Source organism: Streptomyces sp. NPDC028711 (genome assembly GCF_055565415.1).
Map to the genome: position 1 here is coordinate 38,234 of NZ_JBVHUJ010000011.1, position 12,256 is coordinate 50,489.

Here is a 12,256-nt window from a genome sequence, read left to right on the forward strand (position 1 = left end):
CACGGCGGGGCTGCGCCCACACCCAGGCCCTCCTCCGCCTCGCCCGCCAACGCATCGCGGCCTGTTCGCCGTGCTCCGGGCATCCCCGGGTCGAGCGGGGGAGGACGTACGAACTCCGGCTCCCTCAGAGTTTGCCTTCCATGAGAACCGTGCGATGCCCCCCGAGCGCGCGGGAGAGACCTTCGAGGAACCGGGGACTGAAGTCGGGCCAGTCCCAGAACTCGAAACCGAGGTACCCGAAGGCGAAGTAATCATCCGACCAGGTCCACGCAGTCAGGTCAACAGAGCACCGACAGTGCGGGCAGGCGACTGCCGCGCTGCCTGTGTCGCTCCAGGCGTTGATGGCCTCACCGAAGGATTCCCACGCCCCCTCGATCTCCTCCAGCCGGTCGGTGTAGAAATCCGCCCGCCCGGCACAATGGGGGCACACCGCGAACCTGGGTTCGCCCTGACCGCAGTCGAATACGGTGCGGCCGGTCTCGATCCTGAGTCCGTCGCTGGGCTCCCAGTCCTCCCGACTGACCGCCTTGGCCCAGGAGGGACCAGGCGGATGCCCCGACGGCGCCCCGAGAACACAGTCGGTGAGCTCGGCCCGAACTATCCCCTCCCTGACCAGCCAGTTGAGTCCGCTGTCTGCCAGGGTGCGCGCGTCCGCATGCGTGGCGTCGAGGTCAACGACGGTCTGAAAGTAGTTCCCCATGAGGCAACAGTAGGAGCAGCCACCGACAGCACGTCACTGAGCCCATTCCACCATCGGAAAGCTGCTGGTCAGCACCGTGTTATGGGCGTCTGATTAAATCCTGACCATGACGGGGTGGCACCGTCACCCTCGCCTCGATGGGACTCTGGCTGTTGGTGGGGCGCCGATCCAGCTGACCAGAGCACTGCCACTCCATCTCGGAATGGGGCGGCACCAAGCTCCGCTGGAATCTGGCCGCCGACAACTTCGTCACGCATCCTGACGCTCACGCGACTTCGCCGTCGGACGGACGCTGGGCCGCCCTCGCCCGCACGGCTCGTACACCACGCGGCGCGGGGTCACAGGTCCATGTACTCGTAGTACCGCAGGCGGGAGGCGGCGGCCTGCTCGGTCATGCCGAGGACTTCGGCGACCTGAGCGAGAGGGAGCTGTCCGCTGCTGGGGACAATCCTGATGGCGAGGGGGCCGAAGACCGCGACGGTCGCCTCCAGCTCACCGGCCGCTTTCACCACGGTGAGCGGATCGTCGTCGACGAGCTGGTCCAGGCGCTCGTACAACTGCCGCAGCAGACCGGCCAGGTCCTCGGGCAGCGGCACCGCGATTGCGGCGACCCCGTCCACGTGGGTCTCCCAGTCCCGCTCGGGCCCGGAGGTGTCGTAGGCGTCGAGGTCGTCGCGGTCGCCCTGCTGCCAGTCGATCGGGAAGGTGCGCTCGCCGCGCCATCCGCATGCGCACCTGCCCCGCATCGTCGTCGCCGTCGGCCTGCGCACCGTTGCGTCGTACACCCACCAGTCGGTGAAACTCGGGACATGGCCACCGCTGCCCACGTCAATGGCACCAGAGAAACCAACCGGTCCGCACGCCTACACAAACCCTGACGAAAACCTGACAGTGGGTCAGCGCCCTGCGGGCGCACCGGTATTCGTCCCAACCTCCGATGGACGGAGAGGTGCTCTCTAGCCCTTCACGTCCGGCTTCCAGTCCTGGGCGAGGAGTCCTAGCAGGACCTCGTCCAGGAACTCGCCCATCACCCACGCCGAGGAGCGCAGTACGCCCTCACGGACGAAGCCGTTGTGCTCGGCGGAGCGCAGCATCGCGGTGTTGTCCGAGAGCGTCTCGATCTGCAGCCGCTGCAGGCCGCGCACGATGAATCCGTAGTGGCACAGCGCCGCGACCACGTCCGTGCCGTAGCCCTTGCCGCGCGAGGCGGGTAGCAGGCCCAGGCCGATGTGCGCGGAGCGGTTGTGGTTGTCGATGCCCCACAGCGTCGCGGTGCCGACCAGCGTGCCGCCCTCCAGCTCCACCACGGAGAACGGGACGTGTCCCTGCTCCTTGTCGTCCACCACCAGCCGCGGGTCCTTCGAACCGGGGGTGATCGGCCGCCACGGACCGCCTTCGGCTCGTGCGGAGTTGGCCACGTCGTCGTAGAGCTCGGCCCGTAGGACCGGGATGTCGTCCTCGTGCCGGGCCCTGAGCCCGACCTTTTCGCCTTTGAGCATGCAGGCTTTCTATCCGACCGTACTCGGCGACGGCAAACCAATAAGTCCGGAGGATCGGCCCCCCGTCGTTCCCTGTCGTGCGTGCTGTCGGTGGTCGACGCGCCGCCGGTGCGGGCCTCGTTTTCCCCTCTCCACCCGCCTCCGTGCTGGGGCGGGTGGAGGGCGGCTGTCGGAGTGGCTCCTGATTTTGGCTAGCTCACGTGCTTCTTGACCTCTGTGTAGACCGTCGGGTCGGCGTGCAGTTCGCTGTGGCCCAGGCAGGCCGTGGTGGTGTTGAGTGCGCCGGCGAGGGCGACGCTGTTCTTGGGGCTGATCACGATGTCGCAGGGTGAGCGCCAGGTGGCGTAGCGGGGGGAGCCGGGGGTTTCGTCGCCGGAGTTGAGGGTGTTCAGGAAGTCGGATCCCGGTCGCATCTCGACACACGGGGCTCCGCCGCACCAGTGCGCCGTGGCGGTGCCGTGGTTGGGTCCTCCGAGGGAGACCCAGGCGTCGACCTTGGAGGCGCCGCCGAGGTTCTTGAGGTAGTAGCGGGAGGACAAGGCGCCCATCGAGTGGGTGACGATGTCCACCTTGGAGGCGCCCGTGAGGTTCAGGACGCGCTTGATCTCGTCGGCGAGCTGCGCGGCGGTCGTGGCGTTGGACTGTGTGGCGTCGTAGGTCCACTGATCGAGGTGGTCGGCCGGCCAGCCGTCCGCCCGGAATCGCTTGGCCATGGACTGCCAGGTGGAACCGTCCGAGTTCCAGCCGTGGACGAAGACGACGGGGTCGGGGCGTGCCTCGGCCTTGGGGGCGACGGCTGCGGACGCGGGGAGGGGGAGAAGGGGTACGGCGGCGAGGAGGAGCGTCGGCACGCTCCGTAGCAGGTTGCTGGTCACGCTCGGTTTTGTAGCGTGCCGGCCCGCCGGAGTACGGGCGGTCACCTGTCCTCTCACCCTCTCGGGGGCAGGGATTCACCGCAGAAACGTGACAGCACCGGGCGCCGGCGGCACCGGCCAGCGGCCCCTCTACCGGCCTATGCCGGGGCGCGCGAGGAGGCGGCTGGGCTCCCCGCTTCCGGGCGGCCCGTCGTTCAGCGGGGAATCACCCAGCTCGGCGTCCAGGTGTCGGTGGTCTCGTCGTCCGTCTTCGTGGCGGTCAGGTGGGCCTTGAGGGTGGCCAGTGCGGGGTGGGGGTTGTCGCGGTGCCAGAGGAGTGCGTGCGGGTAGACGGGCGTCGGATCGGTCACCGGGATGCGGCGCAGGCCGTGGTCGGCGGGCCAGACGAGGCGGGTCTGCCCGCCCATGAAGGTCGCGAGGGCCGGGGTGTCGGCGATGGTGTCGAGGAGCGCGTCGGAGCCGAAGTTGGGGCCGGTCGCCTCGATGGTGAGTCCGAACGCGGCGACGAGGTCGTCGTAGTAGGCGGCCCACTCGGTGCCGGGGACGAGGCCGGGCATCCAGATCCGGTGCCCGGCGAGCTGGGCGAGGGTCACCGAGCGGGCGCCGGCCAGCGCGTGGTCGGGGCCGGTGAGGAGCTGGAGGGGTTCATCGAGCACCCGGACGGAGTCGATGTCCTCGGGGAGGGGCCGGCCGGGGGCGGCGACGGCGCGGAAGGACGCGTCGATCGCACCCGAGCGGATGGCGGCGACGGCCGTTTCGATGCCGAACAGCGTCATCACGTCGAGGTCGATGTCCGGATGCGCGCGGTGGAAGCCGCGCATCAGGCCTGACTGCGCGCTGCGCAGGGCGATGACGTCGACGCGCAGCGGGCGGTGGCCCGCGCTGATGGACGCGACCGCGCGCTCGGCGACGCGCAGCAGCTCGCGTGCGTGGGGCAGGAACGCCTGCCCGTCGATGGTGAGCTCGGATCCGCGCGCGGTACGGGTGAACAGCCGTACGCCGAGGTCGCGTTCCAGGACGGCGATCCGTTTGGAGACGGCCTGCTGGGTGATCGACAGCTCTGCGGCGGCCTCCTGGAACTGCCCCGCGTCTGCTGCGGCCACGAAGGTCCGGACGGTGTGGAGGTCCATGTCGGCATGGTAGTGGCACAACGGTGGGTTGTGGCTGGGGCGCTTTTCGGTTGTTTGATCTCCGGGTTTGGTGACCGCTTTGATGTTTTCGGGCGCGAATTGGTTGTGCGGGTGAAGGGTGGGGGCGTCGGGTATGAGGAGCGGGCGGCGGCTGGGGCGGCGGTTCGGGTGGCTGTGGGGGGCGTACGGAACGAGCGCGCTCGGCACAGGGCTCGCCTTCGGCGCGTTCCCGCTGATCGCCCTCCAGGTGCTGGACGCCGGGCCCGCCGAGGTCGCCGCGCTCTCCTCCGTGGGGGCCGCGGTGGGCGCCGCCGTGGCGGTGCCGCTCGGCCCGTGGGTCGAGTTCCGCCGCAAGCGGCCGGTGCTGATCGCGACAGACGTGGTGCGGTTCGCCGCGCTCCTGACGATTCCCGCCGCGTACGCGCTCGGCGTGCTCGGCTTCCTTCAGCTCCTCCTGGTCTCGGTCGTCGTCGCGCGGCCGACATCACCTTCCGCGCCGCCTCCGGGGCGTATCTGAAGACGTTCCTCGCGGCCGAGGACCTGCTCGTCGCCAACGCCCGGTTCGAGTCCACCACCTGGACGACCACGATCATCGGGCCGCCGCTGGGCGGCGCCGCGATCGGGCTCCTCGGCCCCTTCGCGACGGTGGTGGCCGACGCGGTCAGCCACCTGCTCTCGGCCCTGGGCATCCGGGCGATCGGCGGCCACGAGCCGCCGCCCGAACCCCGGGAGACCGCACCTCTGCGGGCCGGGCATCTGCTCGACGGCTGGCGGTACATCCTCGCCGACGCGACGCTGCGCCCTCTGTTCTTCAACACCGTCCTGTTCAACGGCCTGGTGATGGCCGTCCAGCCGCTGCTTGCCGTCCTGATGCTCGGCCGGCTCGGGTTCACCCCGTGGCAGTACGGCCTCGCCTTCGCCCTGCCCTCCATCGGCGGCCTCATCGGCGCGTGGCTCGCCCGACCGCTCGTCCACCGGTTCGGGCAGCACCGGATCCTGCTCACGGCCGGGGTGCTGCGCGCGGTCTGGCCCGTGGGTCTCGCCTTCCTCGGTCCCGGTGCCGGCGGGCTGCTGCTGGTCGTCGGCGTCGAGCTCGGGCTCATCTTCTGCTGCGGGGTCTTCAACCCCGTCAGCGCCACTTGCCGTCTCGAACGCACCCCGAACAACCGGGTCGCCCGCACGCTGTCCGCCTGGGCGGTGACGACCAAGGCCTCGACCGCCGTCCTGACGGCCGCCTGGGGTGTGCTCGGCGCTCTGCTCGGGCCCCGCACCGCCATCGGGCTGGCCGGCCTGCTCCTGCTGGCGACCCCACTGCTGCTCCCCCGCCGCCCGGCGCCACGTCGCTCCGATCCTGAGCTGCAGCACCCCGCCGTGCCCGGAGGGCCGCCTTCGCCGCGCTCGTGATCCCCTCCGAATTCACCCGTCGCGGCGGCGTTTCAAGCGGCGGCGACCGGTCAGCCGAGAAGAAAGAACTTCTCCCTTCATCCCATCGGTCAGGAGGACCCATGGACAGCTGGCGCGCGTCCGCAGCCTGCCAGAACGTCGACCCCGATCTCTTCTTCCCCGTGGGCACCGGAGCCCCCGCCCTGGTACAGGCCGAGGAGGCCAAGGCGATCTGTCGGCACTGCCCTGTGCGCGACGCGTGTCTCCGCTGGGCCATGGACGACTCCCATCAGGTGACGGGCGTCTGGGGTGGCCTGAGCGACGACGAACGGCGTTCCCTGAAGCGGAGGTTGCGCCGTGGGGCGAGCGCGGGGGAACGGCCCCACCGGTAGGGGTTTCCGGTGAGGCCGTTCGGTCTCCTGTCGCCACCTTCTGGAGGGAGGCTCACCTCCTGGAGAGAGGCTCGTGCCTCGGCTCATTCCTCCAGGGGGGCGAGCATGCCCTTGCGCAGGCGGGCCAGATTGCGCGAGAGCAGTCGCGACACCTGCATCTGGGAGACGCCGAGCCTCTGGCCGATCTCCGACTGCGTCAGCTCCTCGACGAACCTCAGATGGAGCAGCCGGCGGTCCCGCTCACCGAGCTCGTCGAGGAGCGGCGCGAGGGCGTGGAAGTCCTCGAACAGCTCGAGCGCCGGGTCCTCCTCCCCCAAGAGGTCGGACAGCATGGCGCCGCCGTCCTCCTCGTCGCCGCCGACGGCCGCGTCGAGCGAGGTGGACCTGTACGCGTTCGAGGCGAGCCGCGCCTCGATCACCTCGTCCTCCGAGAGGTCCATCAGGGCCGCGAGTTCCGACACGGTCGGCGCCCGCCCGAGGCGTGAGCTCAGCTCCTCCGTCGCCTTCGCCAGCTCCACGCGGGCCTCCTGCAGCCGACGCGGCACATGGACCGCCCATGAGGTGTCGCGGAAGAAGCGCTTGATCTCCCCCACGATGCACGGCACGGCGAAGGTGGTGAACTCCACCTCACGGGAGATGTCGAACCGGTCGATGGCCTTGATCAGCCCGATGACGCCGACCTGGACAATGTCCTCCATCTCGTCGCCCCGGGCCCTGAAGCGACCCGCCGCGTAGCGGACGAGTGACATGTTCATCTCGATCAGCGTGTTGCGTGCGTACTGGTGCTCGGGAGTCCCCTCTTCCAGTACGGCCATCCGGCCGAAGAACAGCTTCGACAGCTCGCGGGCGTCCTTCGGCGCGATCTCGCGGGGGGCGTCGAGAACGGGAAGACCCCCCACGGCCCCTTCGGTGCGGCCCTTCGTCTCCGTGCGGTCCTTCGTCTCGGTGCGGTCCTTCGTCTCCGTCGGCACTGCGGTCGACACTCCACTGACCCCTTCGATCGTCGGCAACGCGTTCTCCCCCGGGCGGCTCGTATACCCCGGCGCTCCGGGAGCATGCGCGGGAATTCTCGAGACCGCGCCGCCGCCGTCGGTCCCGGGTCATCCGGTTCCGACGAGGGAGAGACGTGCCCTGACCCGCTTCCCCGTCGGGTGCGGCTCCACGCGCACGCTCTCGCAGACCGCGACGACTATCTCCACCCCGTGCTGGCCGACGCGGCCGGGGTCGTGACCTCGCGGGACGGGGGAGGCTTCCGCACGGTCGTACACCGAGATGTCGAGTACGTCCTCGAACAGCTCCAGGAGAAGCCTGCAGGGTCCGGGGGCGTGCCGCACGGCGTTGGTCACCAGCTCGCTGACCACCAGCCGCGCCATGTCGACCCGCTCCTGGGCCACCGGCTCACGTCCCACGGCCGGTGCGGCGGCGAGGAAGTCCGCGGTGAAGGCACGGGCGGACGCGATCATGCCGTCGCCGGCGTCCGCAGCGTCGTAGTCGACGCTCACGGACAGCACGGGCTCCTGTGTCGCACGCTCGGTGGCGATCGCGTCCGTCATCAGCCTCCCCCTCTCTCACACGGCTTCCTACCGTGCTTCGCACACACTTCGTACTGCGCCTTTCCCCCCTTTTCGCTTTCCATTCGCCACATCCCGGAACCCGGGCGCCGGCCCGGCCCCCGCATACAACCCGGGAGCGGGGGTACCCGGCGCATCGAACCGGGCGGTCGGCGCCCTGACGGCGAAGGGAGAAGCACTGTGTTGATGGCCCATCCCGCGGTGTTGAGCAATCTGATCGAGCAGTACGAGACGCTGAGGGTGCTGCACGCGGAGAACGGCAGCGCGGAGGTACGGCGGCGCATGGACGACATCGCGTACACGCTCTGTGTCTCCACGGGCACGCGGGACGTGGACACGGCACTGGTCGCCGCCCGTCATCGGCTGCCCGGCGCACGGCCCGGCGACGACTCGGTCCTGATGGCCTGAACCCCCGATGACACGCGAGCCCGGCACGGTCCTCCTTCGAGGACCGTGCCGGGCTCGTCGTGCTACGGGAGGGGACGGCCTACCAGCGGTACCAGCGGCCCGTGCCGCCCTTCGGCCGGGCCACGAAGCCCAGCAGCCAGAGGACGAGCACGATCACGGCGATCCACCAGAGGGCCTTCACGGCGAATCCGGCGCCGAAGAGAATCAGTGCCAGCAGCAGAACCAACAGCAGGGGAACCATGTGTCGAAAACCTCCGGAATTCCCTGTTCGCATGTCGCCCCCTCCCCGCTCCGCATGGAGGGGATTCCCAGGGAAGGGCCAGTTTGCTTTTCTCTTCTTTTCTTTTTCCTTTGTGGCGGCCTGGAGATCAGATACGGCCGCCGGTGAGCCGGGAGAGCGGGCCGCGGGAGCGCAGTCCCGCCCGGCGTCCGAGCGCGTAGGCGCCGGTGAGCGCGGCGGCGGCGCTCACGGCGGCGCTGCCGGTGGCCGCCTTGCGGGCCCGTACGGCGGTCACCAGCGTCCCACCGGTGCCCCGGACGGCTTCGACGGCCGCCAGAGTCTTCTCGGCGAGAGGGGCGGGAAGCGCGGTCAGAGCCCCGGTGGCCTTCTCCTCGGTCTCCTCCACCGCGTGGACGGTCTTCTTCGCCTCCTCCGAAGCGCGGCTCGTTCGGTTTCGTGTGCCGGTGCCGGAGCTGTCCGAGGAATTGCGCGAACTGTTCCGGCTGGACGGATTCTCGTTGCTCTTCTCCGATGCACTCATATCCATCGTCTGACCGGACCTCGCCGCGACAAACCCTTGTTCACAGGAGTTTGCCGAGCGGGCCGAGATCGATGTTGAGGTCCTCCGGTTCCATTCCGAAACGCTCGCGCAGCGATTCCATCCGGTCCTCCAGGAGCATGAGGGTCAGACCAAGCCGTTCCTCCTGCTCCTCGGTGAGGTCACCCGCCTCGAAACGGCGTACGGCCTGTCGTTCCATCAGTTGGCGCAGCAGCTCCACGACGGTCAGGACCAGGCAGGCCAGGTCGCGTTCGACGGTGTCGGGGTCGAGTTCCACCCGTCGCGGTCGTGTCGTCACGGTGTCACCCGCTCCCACGGGGAGGGCACGGCGTCGCCGACGGAGCTGATGAGCGCCTTGAGGTCGACGCGTACGAGGTCGACGTCGGCGATCCTCAGGGTGATGTCGCCGGCGAGCACCACGCCGCCGGCCAGCAGCCGGTCCAGCAGGTCGACGAGCGCGATCTCCCGCTGGTCCGTCATCGCTCCGCCCCCTCGTCGGTATCGGTCCGCGTGAAGGAGTAGGGCACCCAGGGGCCCGTGATCTCCACGCGCAGGCCGGTGGGCACGTCCTCGGGCGCGGGAACCCCGTCGAGGAACGCGCTCCGCTTCTCGTCGGGGACGAGATAGGCGGCGTTGAACACGTTCCTGCCTGGCCCCTGGGTCAGGCGCGCCTGCTGGGGCGGGTGGAGCACCGTCTCCGCCGCGGTGCGTACGAGCACCTCGTGGAGCTGCCGTGCGGCGCGGGCCGCCGAGTCGTCGACGTTCTGACGGGCATGCCGGTCGCCCAGGCGGCGCCGCAGGTAGTCGCGGCCGGACGCCGCCCGTGTCGGGGCTCCGCCGGCGCTCGCGGTCGTCGCGGGGGTCTCCTCGGCGTACAGCTTGACTCCCCACTCATGGGCGCCGGTCAGGCGGTCGAGGGTCTCCGCGAGGCGGTGCTCCCCCTCGGAGAGAAGGCGGCGCACGCCCGGCTCACCGCGGCAGACGGTCGCAAGGCGCAGCGGCACGGTGGTGACGTGCCGGCCCGCCGCTGCCACCACGCCGTGGTGGGCCCTGGCCACTCGCGCGAGCCAGTCCAGGTCCTCCAGCCGGTCGCGCAGGGGCGCTTCGTCGAAGTCGGCCGCCGGGACCGGTTCGACGAGGGCGGTCAGTCCCCGGTGCGTGACGGTGATGAGGCCCGTGCCGAGCGTCTCGCCCGGCGGGGGGCCGGGGGGCGGCCCGGTGGCGCCTGAACGGATGACGGCGTACACGTACAACAGGGGTCCGCTGTACGGAGGTTCGCCGTTCAGCGGATTCTCCCTCGGACGTTCGTCCTTCAGTGGTTCGTCTCTCATGGCTCCTGCCTCGCCTCCAGCTCGGCTATACGGCGGCGCAGCTCCTCGTTCTCCCGGCCGAGTTCGCCCCGCCGGGCTCCGGACGACAGGGCCGGATCCTGCTCCCACCAGTCGATGCCCATCTCCTTGGCGCGGTCGACCGACGCCACGACGAGGCGCAGCTTGATGGTGAGGAGTTCGATGTCGAGGAGGTTGATGCGGATGTCTCCGGCGATCACCACGCCCTTGTCGAGGACGCGCTCCAGGATGTCGGCCAGATTGGCCGACTGGTCGTCGTACGGACGCGGAAGTCCGGACGGCATCGTCATGCGCCGTCCTCCTTGCGGGCCCGGTGGGGGTGGGTCATCGGCCGTTCCTCCGCCCCGCGTCCAGTCGGGCGAGGAGGGCGTCCTCCCTGCGGTCGAACTCCGCCTCGTCGATGTCGCCGGCCTCGAACGCCGCTACCAGACCGGCCAGTTCGCGGTGGACGACGTCCGGGTCGTAGTACTCGCGCTCCGCGACCTCGACGACCTGCCGCAGCACCCAGGCGGTGCCCCGCACCGGTGCGGCCGGCAGCAGGAGGACTTCCTTGAGCAGTCCCATGGGGTCACTCCGTATCGGCGAAGCTGTACGCGGGCAGGGGTCCCGTCACCTGCTCCCTGAGGTGCTCGTGCTCCTGAGGGAGGGCGCGCACGGCCGCCAGGAACTCCTCCTGCCGTTCGCGCGCGACGAGGAACGACAGATCGGCCAGCCGGCCGCTGCCCGCAGGCCCGCGCGCCACCGCCGCCGCGTGCGGCGCCAGGGTCTGCTCGACGAGTGCCGCGTCGGCCTTCTCCCGCTCGGCGACGGCCCGCGCGATCAGCTCGCCGAAGGCGATCCTCTCCTCGTGGCTGCCACCGCCCGCCTCGCGCTGGGCGGCGTGCCGGGCGAGCAGGCCGGGATCGGCGGCGAGCACCACGCGCAGCACGGCCTCCTCGTCGTGGTACACCTTGACGTTGAACTCCTCCTTGCCGTCGAGCTTCTCCAGCCGCTCCACGTAGCGGTCGTGGTGCTCGCCGAGGATCGCGGCGACGGTCTCGTCGTCGGGCGCGACCCCGCCGAACCGCAGGGGCAGCACCGGTCCGTCCTTGCCGGCCAGGATCACGACGTGCTGGTGCGCGAGCAGGTCGCGTCGCTTCGCCTTCAGTTCGGGCGGCGCGTCGCTGCACAGGGCCACCAGGTCGCCGCTGCGGACGGTGCGGACGGGCCGCGGGGGGTCGCCGATGCCCTCGATGGCGTCGGGCAGCTTCCGGTCGGCGGGGGCGATGCCGTAGACGTAGGTGCTCATTCCTTCTCCTCCCGTCGGGTCGAGGTGCGCCGGCGCGATCCGCCGCTGCCGCTCTTCTCCTCCGTCGCCTCGTCCCGTGCCGGGTGGAAGACGTCGGAGATGGTCTGCGCGGCGCCGCTCAGGGCTCCTTTGGTCTTGGAGCGGGTGCCCGATTCGGTGATGTCGCCGACCAGTTCGGGCAGGCCGGGGTTCTTTCGCGGGCCGGCTTCCAGGTCCAGCCGGTTGCAGGCTTCGGCGAAGCGCAGATAGGTGTCGACGCTCGCCACGACGACGCGTACGTCGATCTTCAGGATCTCGATGCCGACCAGGGAGACGCGCACGAAGGCGTCGATCACCAGGCCACGGTCCAGAACCAGTTCGAGTACGTCGTACAGACCGCTGGAACCACCCCCGGAGGGTGCCGGAGCGCTCTGGGTGGGGATGACAGTCATGCTTCTCGCTCTCCCTTTCTGGTGGGGTGGGGCGGGCCGGGGTGCGGCGGTGCCGTCTCGTTCAGCGGCGGTCCGCCCGTCCCCTCTCGTAGCGGCGGGTGCGCCGGTAGCCGATGAGGTGCCCGTGGTGGTCGACGTCGACCTCGTACGAGGCGAGCAGGCTCATCGTGTCCGGCACGCGTGGCAGTTCGAGGACTTCGACCGTCAGGCGCCAGTTGCCGTCCTCGCCGCGTCCGCAGGAGCTGACGGCCTCCGTCGGCCGGTCGAGCAGGAGCGCGAGCTGGTCCATCGCCGTCCTGATCACCGCGGTCACCGGCGGAGGCCGTTCCGCCTCCGCCGTCTCGCTGTCCGCCCTGCTGTCCGATGCACGGGGCATGGCTTTCTCCTCTCAGCCTTTCGGACGGGTGCCTTCGGCCCGCCTTCCCGGCTCTCGTGAGTCCACGCATGGCCG

At 70.3% G+C, this 12,256-nt stretch carries 19 protein-coding genes and 1 pseudogene; 3 read left to right on the forward strand and 17 right to left on the reverse strand.

The window, feature by feature from the left end; genetic code table 11:
* Positions 1–124: 124 nt before the first annotated feature.
* From ACZ4VK_RS28770 to ACZ4VK_RS28790, 5 genes are all read right to left on the reverse strand, one after another.
* Positions 125–700: a hypothetical protein gene (locus tag ACZ4VK_RS28770; RefSeq protein WP_468358126.1), complete on the reverse strand. Its 576-nt coding sequence runs from the start codon at positions 698–700 to the stop codon at positions 125–127.
* Between the two features lie 338 nt (positions 701–1,038).
* The gene (locus ACZ4VK_RS28775) at positions 1,039–1,485 is read right to left on the reverse strand and encodes a hypothetical protein (RefSeq protein ID WP_468358129.1); all 447 of its coding nucleotides are present in this window, start codon (positions 1,483–1,485) and stop codon (positions 1,039–1,041) included.
* 171 nt (positions 1,486–1,656) lie between these two features.
* Entirely contained in the window at positions 1,657–2,199 is a 543-nt protein-coding gene (locus tag ACZ4VK_RS28780; RefSeq protein ID WP_468358132.1) for a GNAT family N-acetyltransferase, read from the reverse strand.
* Positions 2,200–2,390: 191 nt separating this feature from the next.
* The gene (locus ACZ4VK_RS28785; protein WP_468358135.1) at positions 2,391–3,074 is read right to left on the reverse strand and encodes an esterase/lipase family protein; all 684 of its coding nucleotides are present in this window, start codon (positions 3,072–3,074) and stop codon (positions 2,391–2,393) included.
* Between the two features lie 194 nt (positions 3,075–3,268).
* Positions 3,269–4,204: a LysR family transcriptional regulator gene (locus tag ACZ4VK_RS28790; protein ID WP_468358138.1), complete on the reverse strand. Its 936-nt coding sequence runs from the start codon at positions 4,202–4,204 to the stop codon at positions 3,269–3,271.
* Positions 4,205–4,337: 133 nt separating this feature from the next.
* Here ACZ4VK_RS28790 and ACZ4VK_RS28795 point away from each other — a divergent pair.
* Positions 4,338–5,608, forward strand: a pseudogene (locus tag ACZ4VK_RS28795) (MFS transporter).
* Positions 5,609–5,709: 101 nt separating this feature from the next.
* The gene (locus ACZ4VK_RS28800) at positions 5,710–5,979 is read left to right on the forward strand and encodes a WhiB family transcriptional regulator (protein ID WP_468358141.1); all 270 of its coding nucleotides are present in this window, start codon (positions 5,710–5,712) and stop codon (positions 5,977–5,979) included.
* Positions 5,980–6,062: 83 nt separating this feature from the next.
* Here ACZ4VK_RS28800 and ACZ4VK_RS28805 read toward each other — a convergent pair whose 3' ends face one another.
* Together ACZ4VK_RS28805 and ACZ4VK_RS28810 are read right to left on the reverse strand one after the other, a co-directional pair.
* Entirely contained in the window at positions 6,063–6,878 is an 816-nt protein-coding gene (locus ACZ4VK_RS28805) for an RNA polymerase sigma factor SigF (protein ID WP_468358805.1), read from the reverse strand.
* Positions 6,879–7,079: 201 nt separating this feature from the next.
* Positions 7,080–7,532, reverse strand: a complete 453-nt coding sequence (locus tag ACZ4VK_RS28810) for an ATP-binding protein (RefSeq protein WP_468358144.1) — start codon at positions 7,530–7,532, stop codon at positions 7,080–7,082.
* Between the two features lie 198 nt (positions 7,533–7,730).
* Between ACZ4VK_RS28810 and ACZ4VK_RS28815 the strand changes: the two genes are divergently transcribed.
* Positions 7,731–7,958 (forward strand): DUF5133 domain-containing protein, encoded by a 228-nt coding sequence (locus tag ACZ4VK_RS28815; RefSeq protein WP_468358146.1) that lies wholly within the window; start codon positions 7,731–7,733, stop codon positions 7,956–7,958.
* A gap of 79 nt (positions 7,959–8,037) precedes the next feature.
* On the opposite strand, the gene ACZ4VK_RS28820 is transcribed toward ACZ4VK_RS28815, so the two are convergent.
* From ACZ4VK_RS28820 to gvpO, 10 genes are all read right to left on the reverse strand, one after another.
* Positions 8,038–8,199, reverse strand: a complete 162-nt coding sequence (locus ACZ4VK_RS28820) for a DUF5670 family protein (protein ID WP_158984609.1) — start codon at positions 8,197–8,199, stop codon at positions 8,038–8,040.
* Positions 8,200–8,326: 127 nt separating this feature from the next.
* The gene (locus ACZ4VK_RS28825) at positions 8,327–8,584 is read right to left on the reverse strand and encodes a hypothetical protein (protein ID WP_468358151.1); all 258 of its coding nucleotides are present in this window, start codon (positions 8,582–8,584) and stop codon (positions 8,327–8,329) included.
* Positions 8,585–8,759: 175 nt separating this feature from the next.
* Positions 8,760–9,035 (reverse strand): gas vesicle protein K, encoded by a 276-nt coding sequence (locus ACZ4VK_RS28830; RefSeq protein ID WP_468358154.1) that lies wholly within the window; start codon positions 9,033–9,035, stop codon positions 8,760–8,762.
* Entirely contained in the window at positions 9,032–9,217 is a 186-nt protein-coding gene (locus tag ACZ4VK_RS28835; protein WP_468358157.1) for a gas vesicle protein, read from the reverse strand. The genes ACZ4VK_RS28830 and ACZ4VK_RS28835 overlap by 4 nt, the downstream gene beginning before the upstream one ends.
* A complete protein-coding gene (locus ACZ4VK_RS28840; protein ID WP_468358160.1) occupies positions 9,214–10,068 on the reverse strand; it encodes a GvpL/GvpF family gas vesicle protein in 855 nt (284 codons plus the stop codon). The genes ACZ4VK_RS28835 and ACZ4VK_RS28840 overlap by 4 nt, the downstream gene beginning before the upstream one ends.
* Positions 10,065–10,376, reverse strand: a complete 312-nt coding sequence (locus ACZ4VK_RS28845; RefSeq protein WP_389681570.1) for a gas vesicle protein — start codon at positions 10,374–10,376, stop codon at positions 10,065–10,067. Before ACZ4VK_RS28845 ends, ACZ4VK_RS28840 begins: the two co-directional genes overlap by 4 nt.
* Positions 10,377–10,410: 34 nt before the next feature.
* The gene (locus ACZ4VK_RS28850; RefSeq protein WP_468358164.1) at positions 10,411–10,650 is read right to left on the reverse strand and encodes a gas vesicle protein GvpG; all 240 of its coding nucleotides are present in this window, start codon (positions 10,648–10,650) and stop codon (positions 10,411–10,413) included.
* 4 nt (positions 10,651–10,654) lie between these two features.
* Positions 10,655–11,374 carry a GvpL/GvpF family gas vesicle protein gene (locus tag ACZ4VK_RS28855; RefSeq protein ID WP_468358167.1) on the reverse strand — a complete coding sequence of 240 codons (720 nt, stop codon included), beginning with the start codon at positions 11,372–11,374 and terminating at the stop codon, positions 10,655–10,657.
* Positions 11,371–11,805: a gas vesicle structural protein GvpA gene (locus ACZ4VK_RS28860; RefSeq protein WP_468358170.1), complete on the reverse strand. Its 435-nt coding sequence runs from the start codon at positions 11,803–11,805 to the stop codon at positions 11,371–11,373. Before ACZ4VK_RS28860 ends, ACZ4VK_RS28855 begins: the two co-directional genes overlap by 4 nt.
* 61 nt (positions 11,806–11,866) lie before the next feature.
* Complete coding sequence (gvpO, locus tag ACZ4VK_RS28865) at positions 11,867–12,181, reverse strand: gas vesicle protein GvpO (RefSeq protein WP_468358173.1); 315 nt, start codon at positions 12,179–12,181, stop codon at positions 11,867–11,869.
* Between the last annotated feature and the right edge of the window lie 75 nt (positions 12,182–12,256).

Excerpts from the sequence above, each read along its gene's own strand:
- ACZ4VK_RS28770 (WP_468358126.1), bottom strand. The coding sequence starts at position 700 with ATGGGGAACTACTTTCAGACCGTCGTTGACCTCGACGCCACGCATGCG.
- ACZ4VK_RS28780 (WP_468358132.1), bottom strand. The coding sequence starts at position 2,199 with ATGCTCAAAGGCGAAAAGGTCGGGCTCAGGGCCCGGCACGAGGACGAC.
- ACZ4VK_RS28790 (WP_468358138.1), bottom strand. The coding sequence starts at position 4,204 with ATGGACCTCCACACCGTCCGGACCTTCGTGGCCGCAGCAGACGCGGGG.
- ACZ4VK_RS28800 (WP_468358141.1), top strand. The coding sequence starts at position 5,710 with ATGGACAGCTGGCGCGCGTCCGCAGCCTGCCAGAACGTCGACCCCGAT.
- ACZ4VK_RS28810 (WP_468358144.1), bottom strand. The coding sequence starts at position 7,532 with ATGACGGACGCGATCGCCACCGAGCGTGCGACACAGGAGCCCGTGCTG.
- ACZ4VK_RS28820 (WP_158984609.1), bottom strand. The coding sequence starts at position 8,199 with ATGGTTCCCCTGCTGTTGGTTCTGCTGCTGGCACTGATTCTCTTCGGC.
- ACZ4VK_RS28835 (WP_468358157.1), bottom strand. The coding sequence starts at position 9,217 with ATGACGGACCAGCGGGAGATCGCGCTCGTCGACCTGCTGGACCGGCTG.
- ACZ4VK_RS28840 (WP_468358160.1), bottom strand. The coding sequence starts at position 10,068 with ATGAGAGACGAACCACTGAAGGACGAACGTCCGAGGGAGAATCCGCTG.
- ACZ4VK_RS28845 (WP_389681570.1), bottom strand. The coding sequence starts at position 10,376 with ATGACGATGCCGTCCGGACTTCCGCGTCCGTACGACGACCAGTCGGCC.
- ACZ4VK_RS28850 (WP_468358164.1), bottom strand. The coding sequence starts at position 10,650 with ATGGGACTGCTCAAGGAAGTCCTCCTGCTGCCGGCCGCACCGGTGCGG.
- ACZ4VK_RS28855 (WP_468358167.1), bottom strand. The coding sequence starts at position 11,374 with ATGAGCACCTACGTCTACGGCATCGCCCCCGCCGACCGGAAGCTGCCC.
- ACZ4VK_RS28860 (WP_468358170.1), bottom strand. The coding sequence starts at position 11,805 with ATGACTGTCATCCCCACCCAGAGCGCTCCGGCACCCTCCGGGGGTGGT.
- gvpO (WP_468358173.1), bottom strand. The coding sequence starts at position 12,181 with ATGCCCCGTGCATCGGACAGCAGGGCGGACAGCGAGACGGCGGAGGCG.